At 73.5% G+C, this 20,189-nt stretch carries 15 protein-coding genes and 1 pseudogene; 3 read left to right on the top strand and 13 right to left on the bottom strand.

Features of this window, described 5'->3' with window-relative positions; genetic code table 11:
• Positions 1-114: 114 nt before the first annotated feature.
• The 5 genes from AB0A61_RS14190 to AB0A61_RS14170 form a co-directional block, all read right to left on the bottom strand.
• The gene (locus AB0A61_RS14190; protein ID WP_361291261.1) at positions 115-333 is read right to left on the bottom strand and encodes a CDGSH iron-sulfur domain-containing protein; all 219 of its coding nucleotides are present in this window, start codon (positions 331-333) and stop codon (positions 115-117) included.
• Positions 314-967, bottom strand: a complete 654-nt coding sequence (locus AB0A61_RS14185) for a HemK2/MTQ2 family protein methyltransferase (RefSeq protein ID WP_361291258.1) — start codon at positions 965-967, stop codon at positions 314-316. Before AB0A61_RS14185 ends, AB0A61_RS14190 begins: the two co-directional genes overlap by 20 nt.
• 21 nt (positions 968-988) lie before the next feature.
• Positions 989-2,002 carry an iron-containing redox enzyme family protein gene (locus AB0A61_RS14180; protein ID WP_361291255.1) on the bottom strand — a complete coding sequence of 338 codons (1,014 nt, stop codon included), beginning with the start codon at positions 2,000-2,002 and terminating at the stop codon, positions 989-991.
• Positions 2,003-2,047: 45 nt separating this feature from the next.
• Positions 2,048-2,227: a hypothetical protein gene (locus tag AB0A61_RS14175; protein ID WP_361291550.1), complete on the bottom strand. Its 180-nt coding sequence runs from the start codon at positions 2,225-2,227 to the stop codon at positions 2,048-2,050.
• A gap of 158 nt (positions 2,228-2,385) precedes the next feature.
• Entirely contained in the window at positions 2,386-3,393 is a 1,008-nt protein-coding gene (locus tag AB0A61_RS14170; protein WP_361291252.1) for a Ppx/GppA family phosphatase, read from the bottom strand.
• A 262-nt stretch (positions 3,394-3,655) separates the two neighbouring features.
• Here AB0A61_RS14170 and AB0A61_RS14165 point away from each other — a divergent pair, with 262 nt between their 5' ends.
• Positions 3,656-4,183 carry an SRPBCC family protein gene (locus AB0A61_RS14165; protein ID WP_361291249.1) on the top strand — a complete coding sequence of 176 codons (528 nt, stop codon included), beginning with the start codon at positions 3,656-3,658 and terminating at the stop codon, positions 4,181-4,183.
• Positions 4,184-4,187: 4 nt separating this feature from the next.
• On the opposite strand, the gene AB0A61_RS14160 is transcribed toward AB0A61_RS14165, so the two are convergent.
• The 5 genes from AB0A61_RS14160 to AB0A61_RS14140 all read right to left on the bottom strand — a co-directional run bounded on the left by AB0A61_RS14160 (position 4,188) and on the right by AB0A61_RS14140 (position 11,224).
• Positions 4,188-7,013: an NHLP bacteriocin export ABC transporter permease/ATPase subunit gene (locus AB0A61_RS14160; protein ID WP_361291246.1), complete on the bottom strand. Its 2,826-nt coding sequence runs from the start codon at positions 7,011-7,013 to the stop codon at positions 4,188-4,190.
• A 1-nt stretch (position 7,014) separates the two neighbouring features.
• Positions 7,015-9,237: an NHLP family bacteriocin export ABC transporter peptidase/permease/ATPase subunit gene (locus AB0A61_RS14155; protein ID WP_361291243.1), complete on the bottom strand. Its 2,223-nt coding sequence runs from the start codon at positions 9,235-9,237 to the stop codon at positions 7,015-7,017.
• The gene (locus tag AB0A61_RS14150) at positions 9,234-10,040 is read right to left on the bottom strand and encodes an HlyD family efflux transporter periplasmic adaptor subunit (RefSeq protein WP_361291240.1); all 807 of its coding nucleotides are present in this window, start codon (positions 10,038-10,040) and stop codon (positions 9,234-9,236) included. The genes AB0A61_RS14155 and AB0A61_RS14150 overlap by 4 nt, the downstream gene beginning before the upstream one ends.
• A 101-nt stretch (positions 10,041-10,141) precedes the next feature.
• Positions 10,142-10,357: a type A2 lantipeptide gene (locus AB0A61_RS14145; protein ID WP_361291237.1), complete on the bottom strand. Its 216-nt coding sequence runs from the start codon at positions 10,355-10,357 to the stop codon at positions 10,142-10,144.
• Between the two features lie 453 nt (positions 10,358-10,810).
• A complete protein-coding gene (locus tag AB0A61_RS14140) occupies positions 10,811-11,224 on the bottom strand; it encodes a PaaI family thioesterase (RefSeq protein ID WP_361291234.1) in 414 nt (137 codons plus the stop codon).
• Between the two features lie 210 nt (positions 11,225-11,434).
• Here AB0A61_RS14140 and AB0A61_RS14135 point away from each other — a divergent pair, with 210 nt between their 5' ends.
• Entirely contained in the window at positions 11,435-12,907 is a 1,473-nt protein-coding gene (locus AB0A61_RS14135) for a S1 family peptidase (protein WP_361291231.1), read from the top strand.
• Between the two features lie 325 nt (positions 12,908-13,232).
• On the opposite strand, the gene AB0A61_RS14130 is transcribed toward AB0A61_RS14135, so the two are convergent.
• Positions 13,233-15,377: a SpoIIE family protein phosphatase gene (locus AB0A61_RS14130; RefSeq protein ID WP_361291228.1), complete on the bottom strand. Its 2,145-nt coding sequence runs from the start codon at positions 15,375-15,377 to the stop codon at positions 13,233-13,235.
• Between the two features lie 344 nt (positions 15,378-15,721).
• Between AB0A61_RS14130 and AB0A61_RS14125 the strand changes: the two genes are divergently transcribed.
• The gene (locus AB0A61_RS14125; protein ID WP_361291225.1) at positions 15,722-16,330 is read left to right on the top strand and encodes a response regulator transcription factor; all 609 of its coding nucleotides are present in this window, start codon (positions 15,722-15,724) and stop codon (positions 16,328-16,330) included.
• A 231-nt stretch (positions 16,331-16,561) separates the two neighbouring features.
• Here the strand turns inward: AB0A61_RS14125 and AB0A61_RS14120 are convergent.
• Positions 16,562-17,818, bottom strand: a pseudogene (locus tag AB0A61_RS14120) (ATP-binding cassette domain-containing protein); the annotation flags it as partial.
• Between the two features lie 383 nt (positions 17,819-18,201).
• Positions 18,202-20,166, bottom strand: a complete 1,965-nt coding sequence (locus AB0A61_RS14115) for an ABC transporter ATP-binding protein (RefSeq protein ID WP_361291222.1) — start codon at positions 20,164-20,166, stop codon at positions 18,202-18,204.
• Between the last annotated feature and the right edge of the window lie 23 nt (positions 20,167-20,189).

The following is a 20,189-nucleotide window of genomic DNA, read 5'->3' as shown; positions in this document are numbered from 1 at the left end:
GTGAACATCTGAAGGGCTCGTAACTGGGGAGTGCGAGCCCATGTCGCAAGGACCCCTGCGATCTCGCACCAGGGGCCGACCGGGCGGAGTGGGGCCGCCCGTCGGCCCCTGGTATCACGTCCGGGTCCGGCTGCGGTGACTGGTGTCGCACCACGGATAGCGGCGGCTGCGGCGGCAAGTGCACAGGGCCACGCGGAAGCGGTCGGAGCGGACGGTGGTGCCGTCCTCCAGTTCCACCTCCACGGGGCCGTCGACGAGAATCGGGCCCTGCCGCTGCATGGTGACCCGCCGGGGCGCATCGGGCCGGGGGTTGTCAGAGGGGACGTTCGGCACGGATGACCACCAGCTCTTCCCGATCGTCGGCCGCGGCCAGCAGACCGCGCTCCCGCAGCCAGCCCTCCCTGGCCCGCAGTACCGGGCCGAAGGCGATCCAACGGCGGCGCGCCACCGCGGCCTTCAGGCCCGCACCACGCAGCAGTGACAGGCTGCGGTCGGGGGCGCTCACTGCGGAGTGCACCAGCAGCAGGACGCCCCCGGGCCGCAGCAGGGTGGGAGCGTCGTGGCAGATCCGGTCCAGGACGAGGCGCCCGTCGCGGCCGGCGTCCCAGGCGCGGGACCTGCCGCGCGGCCCGTGCCCCGTGTCGGGGGCCGGTACGTACGGCGGGTTGGCGAGGATGACGTCGAACGACCGTCCGCGCACCGGGCCGAAGAGGTTCCCACGGTGGATGCGGACCGGAAGGCAGCGCAGCCACGCGTTGAGGCGGGCCGTCCACACCGCACGCCAGGACAGGTCCACCGCGGTCACCTCGGCACCCCGCCGGGCGGCCTCCAGCGCCAGCGCACCGCTCCCGGTGCCCACGTCGAGGACCCGCGTGCCCGGTTCGCAGCGTTCGTCGGACAGGGCTTCGGCCAGCAGCGCGGTGTCGTCCTGCGGGGCGTAGACGCCCGGAAGTACCAGTCGGTTCACACGGCGCTAGTACCCTGACATTCAGGAGATATGAGCTATTTCCCCAGGAAGTGGACTGTGCAGCGAGGACCGGCCGTCGCGCCAGGCGGCCAGCAGCCGTGCCGCGAGGCGGCTCTCCAGATACTCCGTGGCGTCGATGCCGAAGGCCACGTCGGCCGCCAGGTGCGGCTCGTCGGCGAGCAGTCCGCCGATCACGTCGTGGCGCACGACCTGCTCGTGCACGGCGTCCGCCTCCACGTGCTCGTCGTAGAAGAACTCCGCGGCCGGGCCCGCGCCCGTGCGGCGCATCGCCTCGGCAAGACGCCGGGAGCCGGGGGAGGAGGTGATCTCGACCGCGGCGAAGTGACCCACCAGCGCGCCGCGCAGCTCGCGGTGCAGACCGAGGAGTGACATCAGGTTGACCGTGGCCAGGAGCTCCGCCGAGGCGGCGTCCAGGTAGCGGCCGTACGCCGTGTCCAGGCCGAGGTCCGTCATCAGGTCCGCGAAGAGGCGCGCGTGGACGCGGTCGGGGCGGCCGCCGCCGTACTCGTCGAACTCCACCGCCGCCATCGCCGCCTTGGCCCGGCCCCACAGCCGCGGCAGCACCCAGGCGTGCGGGTCGGCCTCCTTGAGGTGGTAGAGGGAGCGCTGGGCCGCGTACTCGCGCAGCTGCCACAGCTCGCCCTCGTCCCGGAGGTAGTGGCTGACACCCGTGCCCCGGACCGGTTCGACGAGCAGGTCCGCGAGCGCCTCGTCCAGGCTGTCGTGGACGGGCGTGTCCGCGCGCAGGGCGGACAGGAAGCGATGCTCCAGCCCGGCCCTGACCCGCAGCAGGTCGGGGTCCCACTCACGCTGTGCGGCGACGCCCGCGAAGCCGCGGTAGTGGAGCTCGTAGCACAGGTAGAGGGCCAGCTGGAGGTCGTCGCCGTACGCGGTCGCGCGGTCGGCCTCCTCGGCGCGGGGCAACGGGCCGGCGTCCCTCAGGTACGCCGTCACGGCTGCGGAGACCGGCCCCCGGGCGGGGGGCAGCCCGGGTCCTCGACGATCGTGTTCCATGCGGCCCGGGTACCCGGAAGGTGCGCCGGTCAACTTCTTGCCGGGTCAGTCGCCCTCGGAGTGCTCCTGGGCCCCCACGTTGGGGGTGATGGCCTCTCCGGCCTCGCCGCGGTGGGACCGCTCCCGGGAGTCGTCCACGTCCGTTTCGGCGTCCTCCACCTCGCGCAGGACTTCCTCGAACGCCGTCTTCGGGCGGTCGTGCCGCTGCGCGTTCCCGCCGGGCACCTTGTTCCGGTCGGAACCCTCGTTCTCGTCGGACACGGTGGTCTCCTCTCTCGGCTCTCTGACGTCCGGCTCAGCCGGTGGCGGTCTCTGGCGTCCGGTGCAGCTGGGTGGCGGTCTCTGGCGTCCGGTGCAGCCGGTGGCGGTCTCTGACGTCCGGCTCAGCTGGTGGCGGTCGCGACGCGCAGCGGCACCGGGGCCGGGGGTGCGGGCTCCTCGTCCAGGCGGGAGATCTCCGCCCACCAGGACGGCCCGTCCTCGATGTGCCGCAGCAGAACCCCCTCGCGAATCGCCCAGGGGCAGATGGCGACCGTCTTCATACCGGTCAGCTTCATCACCGTGTGCGCGACCAGCGCACCGGCCAGGCTCTGGGCCGCGCGCGGCGCCGAGATGCCCGGCAGCAGGGCGCGTTCGGACGCGGGCAGCGTGGCCAGCCGGTCCACCGCCATGCGCAGCTCGGCACGGCGCAACTCCCGCTCGACGAACGGGCCGTGACGACCGGGCGCCGCCCCGCACAGCCGTCCCAGCTGCTGGAAGGTGCGCGAGGTCGCCGCCGCGGTGCGCGGCCCCTCCCAGCGAATGCGCGCGGCCACGTCCCGCAGTTGGTGCCGGATCCTGCGCCGCAGCGCCTTCAGCCGCTCCGGGGACGGCGGGCCGTCGTCCGGGAAGAACTCGCGGGTCAGCCGTCCCGCTCCTAGCGGCAGCGAGGCCGCGAAGTCCGGCAACCGGCCGCGGCCGAAGGCCACTTCCAGCGACCCGCCGCCGATGTCGAGCAGGGCGAGCGGGCCGGACCGCCAGCCCATCCAGCGCCGCGCGCCGAGGAACGTGAGCTCGGCCTCGACCTCGCCCGGCAGCGTGCACAGCGCGACCCCGGTGCACGCCCGGACCGTGCGCAGCACCTCCCGCCGGTTCGGGGCACCGCGCACCACGGCGGTCGCGAAGGCCGGCGGACCGGCCGCGCCCCACCGGGTCGCGGCCCGGCTCGCCTCGCCGACCGCCTGCACGAGCTGTTCCACGGCCTCCGGCGGGATGTCCTCCCCGGGTCTGACCTGCTCGGACAGTCTGAGCCGCCACTTGGCGGTGTGGACCGGCAGCGGCAGGCCGCCCGCCGCGTCCGCCACCAGCAGCCGGACCGTGTTCGATCCGACGTCCACCACGCTGATTCGCATGCGGCGATGGGTACCCCGCCCTGCGATTCCATGCGTGTTCCGGCGGTGCTCGCCGTCCCGCTTGCGGTGGTGCTTCCTGCGCCTTCGCGCGCCGGGGCCCGCCTTTGGCCGCCACCGCCCGCGGCACCACATCCGGGCCGGCGGAACGACAACGTTTCGCCGGAGAGGGTGAGATCGTGGAGGCGTGCGTCCGAGCGGGCCGAGCAGGTCCGAGCGAGGTCGGACGACGGCACGGAACCCTCCATCCGAAGGACTGATCCCCATGTCCGCCGAGATCACCGGTACCTGTCTGACGCTGGCCGACGGCCGCCCCGCCATCCGCTTCAGCCGCGTCCTCGCCCACCCGGCCGACCGCGTGTGGCACTTCGTCACCGACCCCGGCGAACTGGCCGAGTGGTTCCCCTCCCGCGCCGAGATCGAGCTGCGTCCCGGCGGCACGATCAGGTTCACCGGCGACCCGAACATGCCGGAGTCGACCGGACGGGTGCTCGCCGTGGACCCGCTCCGGCACCTCTCCTTCGAGTGGGGCGGCGACGAAGTGCGCTTCGATCTGGAGCAGGCCCAGGACAACCGCACCCGCCTCGTCCTCACCGACGTCCTGAGCGCCGAGAACACCGCCGCCCGCAACGCCGCCGGGTGGGAGGTGTGCCTGGCCGCCCTGGACGCGAAGGCGCGCGGCGAGCGGTCCGCAGGGCCGCACACCGGGGGAAGCGCGGCCTGGAAGGAGTTCTACGAGCGATACGTCGGGGCCGGAGTGCCCTCCGGCGCGCCGGTGCCCGGACTGGGCTGACCCCTCAGGCCAGTTGCCGCCGCACCAGTTCGTGCAGGCGCCCGCCGGTGTCCGCGAGCAGTTCGGCGGGCGTGCCCTGCTGGGCCACCTTGCCGTCCTCCATCACGACGACGCGGTCGGCGTCCAGAACCGTGGACAGGCGGTGCGCGATGACGATGCGCGTGGCGTTCAGCTTGCGGGTGCTCTCGATCACCGTGCGCTGCGTGTCGTTGTCGAGGGCGCTGGTCGCCTCGTCGAAGAAGAGGATCCGCGGGCGCCGCACCAGCGCCTGGGCGATCATCAGCCGCTGCCGCTGGCCACCGGAGACGGCACCGCTGCCCGAGACGATGGTGTGCAGACCCATCGGCATCCGCTTGATGTCCTCGGCCAGCCCGGCCATCTCCGCCGCCGCCATCGCCTCCTCGGGCGTGCACGGCTCGGTGCCCCGGATCACGTCCAGGATCGAACCGGTGAACGGCTGCGCGTGCTGCAGGACGACCCCGCACTGCCGGCGCACGGCGGACTGGTCCAGCGCCGCCAGGTCCTGGCCGTCGTACAGCACGCTGCCCGCGAGCGGCTTGTCGAACCCGATCAGCAACCTGAGCAGCGTCGACTTGCCGCAGCCGCTCGGGCCGACCACGGCCACGAACTCGCCCGGCCGCACCTGGAAGGACACGTCGTCGAGGACCAGGGGCCCGTCGTCGGTGTACCGGAACGACAGCCGCCTGGCCTCGATCGCGCCGGACAGCGGTCCCGGCCGGGTACTCGCCGAGCGCACCTCCGGTGCCGCCTCCAGCACCGGCCTGATCTCCTCCAGCAGCGGCAGCGCCGCCACCGCCGAGACGAACGCGCCGGTCAGCTGGGTGACCGACGTCAGCAGCATCGTCACCGAGGTGTTGAAGGTCAGGAACGCGGCCGCCGACATCGAACCGCGGGCCGGGCCCGCCAGCAGCATGAACATCAGCAGCGTGCACACCGGCAGGTACACCGCGCCCATCACCGTGGTGAGGTTCTTGATGCGGCCGGCCTTCTGCTGCAGCTCGCGGCTGCGCGCGAACTGGGACGCCCAGGCGGCGTACGCGTAGTTCTCGGCGGCCGCCACCCGCAGTTTGGGCAGCCCGCGCAGGGTCTGGAAGGCCTGGTTGTTCAGCTTGTTGGTGAGCACCACCAGCCGCCGCTGCCAGCGCACCTGCCACAGGCCGAGCCCCAGGAACACAGCGGCGATGACGACCAGCATGCCGATCGCCGCCAGCGCCAGGGACGCGCTGTACCAGAACAGCAGCACCAGGTTCATGAGACCCACCGTCACCGACTGGGCGACGACGGGACCGACTCCCGCCAGCAGCCGGCGGATCGCGCTGATGCCCATCGCCGCGCTCGCCAGCTCGCCGGTGGACCGCTCGGTGAAGAACTTCGTCGGCAGACGCAACAGCCGGTCCCAGACGGCCGGTTGGAGGGTGGCCTCGATCCGGCCCTCCAGCCGCAGGATGGTCAGGTTCTCCAGGAGCATGAATGCCGCGGCCACCACACCGCTGACCATCACGGCCAGGCAGACCTGCGCGATCGGCCCTTGCTGGGCCCTCGGCACGTACTGGCCGAGCACCTTGCCGGTCGCGACCGGCACCAGCGCCCCGACGACGACCGTCACCAGGCCACTGAGCAGCAGGTTGAACAGGTCGCCGCCGGTACCGCGCAGGGTGAACCGCAACAGGCCGAGCAGGCTCGGTCCGCGGTCGGGCAGCGGGCGGTAGAACATCACCGCGCGCGGCTCGAACTCTTCCGCGTTCGCCTTCTCGACCGGCGTCTGCCGTCCGGTGGCCGGATGCACCGCGACATAGCCGCCGCGCCGCCACAGCAGTGCGACTGGTGCGCCCGACAGCGCCCGGTGGCCGACCAACGGGCCGATGTCCTCCCGCCACCAGCGGTCCTCCAGACGGACGGCCCGGGTGCGCACCCGGGAGGCCAGCGCGATGCGTTCGACCGGGTCGAGGCGGTCGCTCTCGGTGCCGCTCTGCGCCGGTTCGGCGAGGCTGATCCCGGCTGCCCGGGCGACCAGCCTGCAAGCCGCGTAGGTGGCGTCGGCGTCGGCGGCCGTGGTGCGCCGCGCCGAGGAGCGGCCGATGGACGCGAGCAGCGTGCGGTCGGCCTGGGCACGCACCGCCTCGCCGGCCTTGATACCGGCCGCCGTGCGGGTCTCGTGGGTCCGCTCCAGCTGCTCGATCCAGCGGTCCAGCGTGGTCAGCAGCCGGTACTGCTGGTCGACCATGCTCTGCCACACGGCCGGATCCATCAGCAGGTCTGCGGCGGCCTCCGCGCCGTACAGCGCCCCGTACTGCACACTGCCGGGCGGCACCTGCATCCACAGGACGTCGTCGTCGGTGGGGGCGGCGGTCCGCTCGTCGGCCATCGGAGCCTGGAAGAGCACGGACAGGCTGCGGCCGACACCGAGCGCCAGGGCGTACTCCAGCGGGCTGGACGTGGGCGGCACGTACTGGGGATTGCCGTACTCGTCGTACGACCAGGTCTGGGTGTTGGCCGACTGGTACAGCTCGCGCAGACCGATGCGGCGCACCACGCAGTCGCGCAGCGGCCGTGCGACCAGGGTGTGCTGCGGGCCCGCGACCGGGCCGAGCAGCAGCGAGCCGGCCTCCAGCCGGCCGAGGTGGTGCCAGTGGCCCTGCTGCGCCGCGTCGACCGCGAACAGGTCCACCGCGCCGGCCGCGACCAGCCACAGCACCTGCGGGCCTTCCAGGTCCAGCCGGTTGAGCCCGCTGCAGTCGATCGGCGTGCCCAGGGTCCCGAGCGCGCCGAGGACCAGGTCGCCGTCGTGTCCCTCGTGGACGGACGTCATCTCACCGCTCCCTGACCAGCGCCGCGTAGGCGCCACCGCGCGCCACCAGCTCGTGGTGCCGGCCGCGTTCCACCACGGTCCCGTGCTGCAGTACGACGATCTCGTCGCTGTCGCGCACGGTGCTGAGCCGGTGCGCGATCACCACACAGGCGCAGCCGCGCCGCCGCAGGTTGTCCATGACCACCAGTTCGGTCTCGGCGTCCAGCGCGCTCGTCACCTCGTCCAGGACGAGGATGCTGGGCCGGCGCACCAGCGCCCGGGCGATCTCCAGGCGCTGCCGCTGACCGCCGGAGAAGTTGCGTCCGTCCTGCTCGACCCTGCTGTGGATGCCGCCCGGGCGCCGCATGACGGCGTCGTACAGGGCGGCGTCGCGCAGCGCCTCGACCACCGCGTCGTCCGGGATCGACGGATCCCACAGGGCCACGTTGTCGCGGACGGTGCCCTCGAAGAGGAACACGTCCTGGTCGACGAAGGACACGGAGGCGGCGAGCGCGCCGCGCGGAATGTCCTCCAGACGCCGGCCGTCGATGCGGATGACGCCCTCCCAGGGTGTGTACAGGCCCGAGATCAGGCGCGAGACGGTGGACTTGCCGCTGCCCGAGCCGCCCACCAGCGCCACCTGCTGCCCGGGGCCTACGGTCAGGTCGAAGCCGGTGAGCAGGGGCTTGTCCAGGGGGCTGTAGCCGAAGCTGATGTTCTCCAGCTCGACATGGCCGTGCAGCCGGCGTGTGGACCGGTCGGCACCGGGACGGCCGTAGAGCGGGTCCGTCCGGAAGCTCTCGACGTCCTTGAGCCGGGCCACGTCGGCGGCGAAGTCCTGGATGCGGCCCGCCACGCCGTTGAGCCGGGTCAGCGGCGCGGTGAAGCGGGTCACCAGCGCCTGGAAGGCCACCAGCAGGCCGACCGAGATGTGGCCCTCGATCGCGCGCATCCCGCCGATCCACAGGATCAGCGCGCTGTTGAGGGTGGCGAGCGTCGGGGCGACCACGCCCAGCCAGGCGCTGGGCACGCCGAGCCGCTGCTGCTCCTCCAGCGTGGTGGCGTGCTGCCCGGCCCACTTGCGGAAGTAGCCGTCCTCGCCGCCGGTCGCCTTCATGGTCTCGATCAACTGCAGCCCGGTGTAGGCGGTGTTGGTGAGCCGGGCGGTGTCGGCGCGCAGTTTCGCGGTCCGGGTCGCGCGCAGGCGTACGACGACCCGCATCGCGACGACGTTGAGCAGCGCGACGCCGATGCCGACGAACGTCAGCTGCGGGTCGTAGCTGTACAGCAGGACCGCGTACAGCACGACGACGACCGCGTCCACGCCCGCGGCCGCGAGGTCACGGGCCAGGGTCTCGGCCACCTGGTCGTTGGACTGCAGCCGCTGCACCAGGTCGGCCGGGCTGCGCTGGGTGAAGAACGTCACCGGCAGCCGCAGCAGATGGCGCAGGAAGCGGGCGCTGGACAGGGTCGAGGAGATGATGCGGCCGTGCAGCAGGTTGGCCTGCTGCAGCCAGGTCAGCACGACCGTGAGCAGTACGCACGCGGCCATCGACGCGAACAGCACGCCCAGCAGGGAGGTCTGACCGCCGATCAGGAACATGTCGATGTAGGTGCGGCTCAGCGCGGGCACCGCCGCGCCGACCGCGACCAGCAGCAGGCTCGCCAGCACCGCCGCGGGCATGGTGCCCGCGGTGCCGCGCAGCCGGGCCGGCAGGGTTCCCAGGATCCCCGGTCTGCGACCGCCCCTCTCGAATCCCTCGCCCGGTTCCATCACCAGGACCACGCCCGTGAAACTGGTGTCGAAGTCCTCCATGGGCACGAAACGGCGGCCCTTGCCGGGGTCGTTGACATACACCCCGCGGCGGCCCAGACGGCGGCCCATCCCGTCGTAGACGACGTAGTGGTTGAACTCCCAGAACAGGATGGCGGGCGCCTTCACCCCGGCCAGGGCCGCGGTGTCCATCTGCATGCCCTTGGCCGTCAGGCCGTAACCGCGCGCCGCCTTCAGCAGGTTGCTGGCGCGCGAGCCGTCCCGGGAGACGCCGCAGGCGATGCGCAACTCCTCCAGCGGGACATGGCGGCCGTAGTGGCCCAGCACCATGGCGAGCGAGGCGGCGCCGCACTCCACCGCCTCCATCTGGAGCACGGTGGGGGTGCGGACGGTCTTCCCCCGCCCCTTGGGCACCGGGCGCTTGGGCGGGGCGGCGCGTCGGCGGCCGCGGGTTTCCTGGACGGTGGTCACGGCAGCAGCCAATCGAGGGGACGCTGGTCGGCCAGACGGATCGAGGCCGTGGCCAGGGTCATGGAGTCGAGCCGGTACGGGGGCCCGTCCGCGGACGACCACCGGTAGCCGCTCTTCGTGGCGGACGAGCGGTCGAGCCGTACGAGCACGGCGACCGGCCGACCCCTCCTGGTGAACTGCTCGCCCAATTGGCTGTCGCCGAGGAACGCGGCGATCTGCTGGGCCGACTGGGCGGAGCGGTCCACGGACTTCACATGGCCGCGCAGCACGCCGTAGCGCTGGGTGGGCACCGACGCGAGGGTCAGGTCGACGGAGGCGTCGGCGGGAACGGAGGCGGCGTTCTCGGCGGGGACGTACACCGTCGCGTACAGCGGGTCCGAGGTGTGGGCGACCTTCTCGACGGCGGCGACGTTCGCCCCGGTCTGGATGATCTGGCCGATCGTGGCGGCCAGAGCGGTGACCCGGCCCGCGGCGACCGCGCGGACGGCCTCCTCGCCGTGGCCGGTACGGACCTTCAGCACGGGCGCGTCGGCCGGCAGCAGTTCGCCCTCCTTGGCGAGGACCGCGGTGACCTGGCCCGCGACCGGGCTCTGCAGGAGATAGCTGCCCTGTCCGTGGGTGAGGACGGCCTGCGCGCCGACGGTGGAGGCCACCGACCCCGTCACCGCCCACACGGAGGCGACCGCCATGGCGACGAGCGTGACGGACAGGACGAGCCACCCCTGCGGGCGGGCAAGCCGCACCGGAAGATCGAGTTCTTCCGGCGACTGGAGCTTGGCGAGGGCCTGTTGGCGGAACTGCACGGGACTTCCCTCACCTGTGCGGACCTACGGGAGACTTCCTGCGGCATCCGAGAGTCCCGGAACCGGCATACGGTTCCGGGACTCAGCGGCAACGCGGTCGATCAGAGACCGGCGATCAGGCCGGTGACCGGGGCGGTGTTCAGGCCGGTCACACCCTCGACGGTGCCGACGCCCGTGCCGACCAGGCCGGTCACCGGGGCAACGCCGTCCACCAGGCCGGTGGCGGTGCCGAGCGCGTTCACGGACAGACCGCCGGAGACGTTGTCGAGGTCGGCGTCGGAGATCTCGACGGTCTCAACCTGGGGGGTGGAGTTCATGATGGAACTTCCCTTCGTATGGCTATTTCACAAGGGGGAGCGGCCCCCTCTGGGGACAGACGGACGGCCGCGACCACGGGCGCCGGACGCACGTTTCCGAACCACCCGGCGGGGCCCCGCGATGCGATGGATCAAAGCACGGGGCGGCGTGCCGTATCCAATCAACCAGGCCCCTCACCAGGGCACTTGTCTCCCCGTGACCCCCATCCGTGCAGGCGCGCGCACCGCATGTCGGCGACTTCTTCACAGCCCGGCACGGCATCGGCCCACCCGGCCTCTTGCGGGCGCCGGGGCGAATCCGGCACTCCGCGCTTAAGGCGTGGGCGGGGGCGCGCGGTTGTGCAGATCCGCCGCGCCCGGTGACTTGGTTGAGCATTCAATGTGCAGATTCGCTGAAGCCGGGATTGAACTCGGCGACCGCGACGGACCGTTGCCGACCGCTTGCGGAACGTGTCAGCCCAGCAAGGCGTAGACCGTGCTCGCCCGGGCCGCGAGTTCACCCGAAGTCCCGTCCGTCATCGTGATGTCGGCGAACGCCGTGCGGCGGCCCAGCTTGGTCACGACCGCTTCGATCAGGACATCCGAACCGGTCACCGCCCGCTGGAAGGACGTCGACTGCTGCACCGTCGTCATCGGGCCGTAGCCGCCGCGCGCGGCCGAGACCGCGAGGACGGTCGCCGTGTCGGCGGCCGCCATCAGGGCCTGCCCCGACAGCCCGCCGCCCTCCCGCGCCAGCCGCGCCGACCAGGGCAGTCGCAGGGTCGCGCGGTCCGGGCCCAGGGCTTCGACGGCGAGGCCGAGTTCGAGGACCCACGGGGCGAAGTTGTCGGTGAGGATCATGTCGGCTTCGGTGCTGGTCATCGTCATACGGGGGATTGTTCCCGGCGCCTGCCGACGGGGCCGGCGAGTTGGCCGATTCGGCGTGTCCCGGGGCCAGTTGGCAAACGGAATTGAACGCCCCGCCTGTCGTGTGCGTACCAACGGCCATCCAGGTGTCCCCAACCAGCTGCCGCTCGACGGCATCGGATCCAGCTGCCGGACGGCGGCGCAGACCCCGTCCCCAGGAGGTCGAGAAGTTTGAGTCACAAGCGAATTCCGAAGCGCAAGGCCGCGATAGCGGCAGGCGGTGTGGTGGCGCTCGGCGCGGCGGCCATGCTGCTCCCGAACGCGAACGCCTCCCAGGACGGCGCGGCGGACAACGCCACCCCCAAGACCCTCAAGGCGACGGATGCCTCGGACCTCGCCGCGCAGCTCGCCAAGAGTCTCGGCGACGCCTTCGCCGGCTCGTACTACGACAGCGCCAAGCAGCAGCTCGTCGTGAACGTGGTGGGCGGCGACAACAACAAGGTGGTCGTGAAGGCCAAGGAGGCGGGCGCGGCCATCCGCAAGGTGAACAACAGCACCGCCGACCTCAAGTCGGCCGCACGGACCCTGAAGACCAAGGCCACCATCCCGGGCACCTCGTGGGCGGTTGACCCGCGCACGAACAAGGTCGTGGTCACCGCCGACAGCACGGTCACCGGCGCCAAGTGGAACAGACTCCAGTCCACGGTGCAGGGCCTGGGCTCCGGCATGGCGACGCTCAAGAAGTCGGCCGGCACCTTCAAGACCTTCGTGTCGGGCGGCGACGCCATCTTCGCCCAGGCGGGCGCCGGTTCGGTCCGCTGCTCGCTCGGCTTCAACGTCAAGGCCAGTGACGGCAGCCCCGCCTTCCTGACCGCAGGACACTGCGGCGTCGCGGCCAAGCAGTGGTCCGACTCCCAGAACGGCCAGCCGATCGCCACGGTCGACCAGGCCAAATTCCCCGGCAACGACTTCTCCCTGGTCAAGTACAACGACCCCAAGACCCAGGCGCCCAGCGAGGTCAACGCCGGCAACGGGCAGACCGTTCAGATCACCAAGGCCGCCGACGCCACCGTCGGCGAGACGGTCTTCCGGATGGGCAGCACCACCGGTCTGCACAACGGCACCGTCACCGGACTCGACGCCACCGTGAACTTCCAGAGCGAGACCAACCCGGGCGGCGTCGACACCGTCAACGGCCTCATCCAGACCAACGTCTGTGCCGAGGCGGGCGACAGCGGCGGCTCCCTGTTCACCCAGGACGGCGGCGCCGTCGGCCTCACCTCGGGTGGCAGCGGCGACTGCACCCAGGGCGGTGAGACCTTCTTCCAGCCGGTCACCGCCGCGCTCCAGGCGACCGGCGCGACCCTCGGCGACAACGGTGCCGGCGGCCAGGCCGGTGGCGGTCAGCAGGCCGGTGGCCAGCAGGCGGGCGGTGGCCAGAGCGGTGCCGGGACGGCCAACCCGGGCGACCAGTCCGGCGCGGGCACGGCGAACCCCGGTGACCAGTCCGGCGCGGGCACGGCGAACCCGGGCGACCAGAGCGGTGCCGGGACGGCCAACCCGGGTGACCAGTCCGGCGCCGGCACGGCGAACCCGGGTGACCAGTCCGGCGCGGGGACCGCGGCTCCCGGCGGTCAGTCCGGTGCCGGCGACCAGTCGGGCGCCGGTGCGTCCGACGGCTCCGGGCTCACCCAGAGCAACTGAGCGCCAGGCCGTGAGCCGGTGACCGGCCCACCCGGAGCCGGTCGCGGCCCACTCCCCGCCGCTCCCCGGCTCACTTCACACCACTGACCGGCCTCACCAGCGGTTCCGGTCGGCCAGTGGACCGGTCCGGCCCTCCGGCGGGAGGGTCGGACCGCTCTGTCGTTCCTGCGGCGGGAGGGGCGGACCGCTTGTCGTTCCTGCCGTGGGAGGGTCGGACCGCTCTGTCGTTCCTGCGGCGGGAGGGTCGGACCGCTTGTCGTTCCCTCCGCCGCCCGCCGTTCCCTCCCGGGCGCCGCCGAGGGCGGCCCCCTGCGTCCGCCGGCTCTCAGTCGTCCCCACGGGCCCGCAACAGCAGCACCGCCACGTCGTCGACCCGCTCCCGCGCCGCCGCGCTGTGCCGTACGAGGCAGTCGGCCAGCCGGTCGAGGGGAGCGTCCCCGGCCTCGGCGAGCCGTCGGCTCAGTTCCGCGAGTGCCTCCTCTATGTCCACACCGGGCGACTCGACCAGCCCGTCGGTGTACAGGACGAGCACGGATCCGGCCGAGAGGTCCACCCGGGTCGTCGGATAGGTCGCCGCCGCGTCGATGCCCAGCAGCGGCCCCCCGGCCAGGTCGAGAACGCGCACCCGTCCGTCCGGCCGCCTGAGCAGCGGCGGCGGATGTCCCGCGCGGGACATCACGGCACACTGGTTCGCCGGATCGAGCCACAGGTACAGGCAGCTGGCGAACAGCTCGACGCCGAGGTCGATCATCAGCCGGTTGGTGCTGCGCATGACCTCCTGCGGCTCCTGGCCGACGGTCGTGTACGCGCGGACGGCGGTGCGCAGTTGCCCCATCAGCCCGGCCGCGGTCACGTTGTGCCCCTGTACGTCCCCGATCACGGCGGCCGCCGTCGGCCGGGTGGGCACCAGGTCGTAGAAGTCGCCGCCGATCTCCATGCCCTGAGTGGCCGGCAGATAGCGGGCGGCCGCGTCGAATCCGGACAGCGGTGGCAGCGTGTGCGGGAGCAACGCCTGCTGCAGACCGTGCGCGAGCCGGTGCTTGGCGTCGTAGAGCCGGGCGCGCTCCAGGGCCTGCGCGATCAGCCCGCCGAGGCTCGTCAGGACGGCCCGCTCGTCCGCGGGGAAGGGGTGCGGATCGGCGTAGGCGAGCACACAGGTGCCCACCGGGCGCCCGGACGCGATGAGCGGCAGATAGGCCCAGGCGGCGAAGCTGTCCTGGGCCGTGTGCCGCGCCGGATACAGCCGCTCCAGCTGCTCCGCGGAGTCGAAGAAGGCCGGCACCCCGGTGGACAGCACATGGGCGCCCGGTGTCTGCGCGGTCAGCGGGATCCCGTGGAGCCGCTCGACCACCTCACGGTCCGGATAGCCACGGTGCCCCAGCACGTGCAGCCGGCCGGACTGCGAGCCGAGGATGACCAGCGCCTGGCTGCCGGCGGCCGGAGCGATCTCGTCCGCGACCAGCTGTACCACGTCCTGCACACCGACCGCCTCGGTCAGCGCACCGGCCAGGCTCAGGACGTGGGAGATGGTCACCAGGTTGGAGGGCCCCGGCCCGGGGACCGGCCCGGCCCGGCCCATCTCCGCGACCGCACGGGCCCGGCTGATGCGCACGCTCAACCCGGTGGTGCTCGGATACATGCGGAACGAGAGCCAGTCGCCGGGCGGACGCAGGGCCACGAACGAGGCGACGTGCTGGCTGATCAGCGCCGCCCGGTAACGATCCTCGTACATCGGGTCGTTGAGCCACGGCACCGATGCCCACAGCCGGGTGCCGAGCAGTTCGCCCACGGGCAGGCCGAGCAGGTCGGCGGCGGCCGCGTTGGCGAAGGAGACCCGGCCGTGCAGGTCGAGCGAGACCAGTCCGTACGGCAGCCGCGCCACCAGGCGTGCCGCCTCGGCCGAGCCGAGCGTGCCGGTCACTCCGCCCGCGGGCGGCGCGGCGAGCAGATCGGGCTCCGGGAACACCGGGCGACCCTGCGTGGCGGCCCGCTCCAGCCGCGCCGTGAGCCGGTCGCAGGCCGTGGTCAGATGCTCCCGCTCCCAGTCGGCCAGCACCGGCGGATGGGAAGCGGGCCAGGTGACGAAGACCGCGCCGTACGCGGTGGTCGCGCTCGCCACGGGGAGGGCGGCGAGCGCGAACGGGTAGGGCAGGACCACCGCGATCCGCGGGTAGAGGCGTGCCATCTCCTCCTCGCCGCCGACCCAGATCAGCCTCCGCTCACGGACCGCCTCGGCGACCGGGATCGGCGCGCTCAACCCCACCCGCTCCCACGGCGCGGCGAAGGCCCGGGGCATGCCCGCCATCACGGCCATTTCCAGTACGGGCTGGTCGGGGGCCAGCAGGTACACGGCACCGGAGTGCGCGTGGACTTCCTCCAGCAGGGTGGCCAGCACCAGGGACAGCAGCGGCCGGGCCACCGGCCGGCCGGTGGCCGTCCGGGGCTGCCCGGAAGTCCGCCCGTCGGACACCCGACCACCTCCTCGCACGGCCGTGCGACTGGTCTCAGGGATAAAGGCTCCCCCCTGGCGGGCGGGCGCGCACGGCGAGCTGGCGGCACCGTGCGGTCCGGATCCCGGCTCGGCACGGGCATGTCCGTGGCCAGGGCACGGTGAAAAGACATCGTGTACCCCCCCTGCCTCGGGCCATGCCCCCCCACTCGAAGCGTGCGGCGGGGTACGGGCGCCGCGCGTGCGCCCCCGCGCACCCTGTTGGCCGGTTCTTCGCGCCCGGGGACGATCGGGCGCGCCAACAATGGGCACGCGCTCAACACCATGAACGGTCAACAGCGGCGGGCAAGCCGAAGGGGTGGGCAGTGATCCGGGTACTACTGGTGCACGACGGGTGTCTGGTGCGATCGGTTCTCGCGGAGTGGCTCCGCGGCGAGCCGGACCTGGGCGTGTACGACGCGCCGTGGCGCAGCGCGCCGGGGCGGGTGCGGTCCGTACGGCCGGACGTGTGCGCCGCGGACCTCGAGTGTGCGGAGGCCTACGGGCTGCCGCCGCTGGGCGAGCTGTGCCCGCGCGGCACGGGTTCGACGCCCCCGCGCTTACTCGTGCTGGCCACCGCCGACCGCCCGGGCCTGCTGCGGCGGGCCATCGAGGCGGGAGCGCTCGGCTATGTCGACAAGAAGGGCTCGCCCGACCGGCTGGTGCGCGGTATACGGCGCGTCGCCCAGGGGGAACGTTTCGTCGACGACTCACTCGGCTTCGGCTTCGTCAAGGCCGCCGAGATGCCGCTGACCCGCAGAGAACTGAGCGTGTTGTCCCTGGCCGCGGAGGGAGCCTCCGTCGCGGAGATAGCCGGAAGCCTGCACCTGTCCCACGGAACCGTGCGCAACTACATGGCGGCCATCACCCGCAAGACCGGGGCCCGCAACCGGATCGACGCCATCCGTATCTCCCAGGGGGAGGGATGGGTGTGACGCCGGGTGGGTCCAGCCGCCGACCAGTTCCCCATACAGCGGGCAGCCGCGCAGCAGCTCCTCGTGCGTTCCGTACGCCGTCTCCCGGCCGTCCATGACCAGGATCCGCGCCGCGCGGCGCGCCGAGCTGATGCGGTGCGCCACGACGACCAGGGTGCCGCCCGGCCGCGCCGCGAAGGCGCGCTCCGCGCGGGCCTCCGCCTCGGCGTCCAGATGGCAGGTGGCCTCGTCGAGCAGGGCGAGCGGGGCGTACGACAGATACGCCCGGGTCAGCGCGATCAGCTGCCGCTCGCCGGCCGACAGGGCAGCGGGGTCCAGCCGGGCGCCGGGTCCGCCGAGCAGATGGAGGAGCGGGGCGAGTCCCACCGCGTCGGCGGCCGCCAGCAGCTCCGCCTCGGGCACGAGATCCGGCCGGAGGTGGGCGAGGTTCTCGGCGAGCGTGCCGGAGAAAACGTACGCCTCCTGCGGGATCAGCACCCGCCGCGAGGCGGCCCCGGCACCCGGCACGGGCCACCCGCACACCCGGATCTCCCCGCGCGCGGGACGCAGCAGCCCGGCGACCAGAGCCGTGAGCGTGGACTTCCCGATCCCGCTCGGCCCCACGACGGCCAGGTGGGAGCCCTGCGGGAGTTCGAGGCAGAGGTCGCGGACGACGGGCTCGCTGTGCGGGCCGTAGGCGAAGGAGACGGCGGAGACGGCGAGGGCGGGTGCGGGGGAGGCGGAAGTGGACGGTGAGGGGCAGGGGGAGGGGGAGGGTGAGCCGGAGAGTGAGCCGGAGGCGGGGTGCGGTGTGGTCGTCGCGGTGGGAACGGCCGGGTCCGGCCGGGCGGGCGGCGGCGGTACCGATGCGGCTTCCGGCCCGATCGGCGCTGGGCCTGGGACGGCGGTCGCAGCTGCCCGCTCGTCCGGCTGGGGCTCCGGCGGGTCGGCCGTGGTGGTGGGTGGTTCGTCGTCCGGGGTGAGGCGGCGGAGGACGACGGTGAGGCGGGAGCCGCCGGTGCCCAGGCCGTGGATCAGGTTCTGCAGCGCGGGCAGGAGGGACTGGGTGACGTAGGCGAGGGCGCCGACCAGGGCGCCGGGGGTGACGCCGCGGGCGAGCAGCCAGGGAGCGGTGGCCAGCAGCAGCACGATCGGCAGCTGCCCGCCCACCGCCAGGGACGCCACCCGCACGACGCCCCACCGGGCCAGCGCACCCGCCGCCCGCCGCTCGGCCTCGACGCCCTCCCCGACATCGGCGGCGACCCGGGCCTCCGCCCCGGCCGCCGTCACGTCGCGCAGCCCCGGGCACACCTCGCCCAGCCGGCCGGCGAGCGCCTCGTCCGCGCAGAGGTACGCCTCCTGGCGCCGGGCCAGGGGCCGCAGCGTCGCCGCGAACAGGGCCACACCGGCGACCAGCGGGGGCGCGACGACCAGCAGAAGCAGCGGGGCCAGCGAGAACAGGCCGACCAGGGCGCCCACGGCGGCTACCAGGAAGGACCGGGAGACCATCACCACGCCGGCGAAGGTGTCCCGCGCGATCTCCACCTGCTGGGTGAGCCCGGACAGCGCCCCGCCGTCCGCCTCCCGCACCCCGCGCGCGACCACCCGCTCCACGAGCCGGTCCCTGAGCGGCTCGACCAGCGCGGCGACCGCCCCGTACACCCGCCCGGTCCCGTACGCCCCGACCAGCACACCGAGTCCGGCCACCGCCAGCCACCCGAGACCGGCCTGCGCACGCCCGGCCAGGAAGCCCTCGTCCAGGGCCCGGGCAGGCGCGTAGCCCAGCAGGAAGGTCTGCACCACCTCCAGCAGGGACCAACCGCCCAGCCCCAGGACGACCCGCCACCGCCCCCGCAGAAACCGAAGCCCCCGCCGGCCGAGCCCCGGCGCCGTCACCGCCGCTCCTCCTGTGCCGCGCCCGTCGGGCGGTGGCTGCTGCCGGGCGTGCCAACGGCGGGATGGCTGCTGCCGTCCGCGTCGGTGGTGGGGTGGCTGCTGCCGGGCGTGTCGGCCGCGTTGATCCTGCCGCGCGGATCGGGCGCGTGCTCCTCCATGTCGGCTGTTTCCGCGCTCTCCGCGCTCTCCGCGCTCTCCGCGCTCTCCGCGCTCTCCGTGGTCTTCGTGCCCTCCGCCGCCTCCCCCCAGGTCGTCTCCGAGGTCTCCCCGAACACCTGCCGGTACGCCGGGTCTTTCCACAGCCGGGTGTGCGGACCCACCGCTCGGATCCGGCCCGCCTCCAGCCAGGCCACCGTGTCGGCGCGGGCCGCCGTCGCCGCGCGGTGGGCGATGAGCAGGCGCGTGCAGGAGGCGTCGCCCGTCAGCAGGGCCCGGGCGATGTGATGCTCGGTGACCGTGTCGAGGCTGGAGAGCGCGTCGTCCAGGACGAGCAGGCGGCCCCCGTGCGCGAACGCGCGGGCCAGGCCCAGGCGTTGGGACTCGCCCCCGGAGCGTGGCGCGTCCTCGCAGGCGGTCGCGTAGCCGTGCGGGAGGCGCCTGACGAAGGCGTCCGCGCAGGCGAGGCGGGCTGCCTCGCGTACCCGGTCGGGAGAGGGCTCGGACAGGCCGAATCCGATCGTGTCCTCGATCGTGGTGCCGAACAGGGCCGGGCGCTCGAAGGCATAGCCCACCGCGCGCCGCAGTTCGTCGTGGGCCAGCTCGGGCAGCGGCACACCGTCCAGCGACACCTCCCCGGAGTCGGGGTCGGCCAGGCGCCCGGCCACGGCGGCCAGCAGCGACTTGCCCGCACCCGACCGGCCGACCACGGCGAGCGTCGTGCCGCCCGGCACGACGAGGTCGACACCGTCCAGCACGGTCCGGCCACCGCGGCGGGCGGTCACCCGGCGCAGCTCCAGCTGCCCGGGGCCCGGCGGCAGCCGCCGGCCGCCGTGGCCGGGCGCGGGCTCGGCCAGCACCTCGCCGAGGCGTCCGGCCGCCGCGCGGGCCCGCACCAGTGTCGCGAGCTGACCGACCAGCACGCCGACGCCGGTGGCGAGGACCGCGTAGCGGGAGGCGGCGAGCACTTCTCCCACCGACAGCCGGTGCCGGACGAGCAGCAGTCCCGCCACGGCGACGACCCCCAACTGCAGCAGCGGCGCCGTCGCGACGGCCCGCGCGGCGGCGCGTCCCTGCGCCCGCCACATGGCCTGCCCGGCCCGGGACAGCTCGGGCAGTGGCCGCAGGATCCGTGCCGTCTCCCGGTCCGCGGTGCCGGCCGCACGGATGGTGCGGGCCCCGCCGACGGCCTCGGCGAGCGCCGAGGCGATCCGGCCCTGCGTGTGCTGGTAGCGCGCGACGCACTGTGCCGAATCCCGGGCGAAGGCCCGCAGCAGCAGGGCGAGGACCGGCGCCCCGGCCAGGAAGACGGCCGCGAGCCAGGGGTCGATGAGGCCGAGCGCCACCACGCCCCCTACTGGGCCGACGAGGGCGGCGAGCGATGCGGCGAGAGCGGCGGGCGCCGTCCCGGCCTGGGCGGCGGAGCCGACGAGGCGGGCGACCAATTCTCCGGGGCCGAAGCGGGCGGTGGCCCGGGGGCCCAGCGCGAGCACGTGCCCGGTCAGGAGGCGGCGCAGCCACGCGGTGGTCCGTGCGGTGGTGGTGCCGTCGAGCAGGGCCTCGGCCATGTCGAGCAGGGCGAGCAGCAGGACCAGTCCGGCACAGGACAGCGTCCAGCGGGCAGCAGGGGCGTGCGCGATCAGCAGGTCCAGGGTCCTGCCCAGTGCGGCCGGCAGCAACAGCCCGGTTCCGGTGGCGGCCGTGCTCACCAGGCTCAGGGCAAGGCAGCGCGCCCCGCTGTACCGGGCGGCGGAGCGGAGCAGGGCGCCTGCGGCCACCGGGCCGGCGTCGGCGGTCGTCGTCATACGGCTGCGGCCTCGCATCGTGG

It is taken from the genome of Streptomyces sp. NPDC046197, from assembly GCF_040646295.1.
Taxonomy (GTDB): domain Bacteria; phylum Actinomycetota; class Actinomycetes; order Streptomycetales; family Streptomycetaceae; genus Streptomyces.
This window is presented reverse-complemented; position numbering and strand designations above follow the sequence as displayed.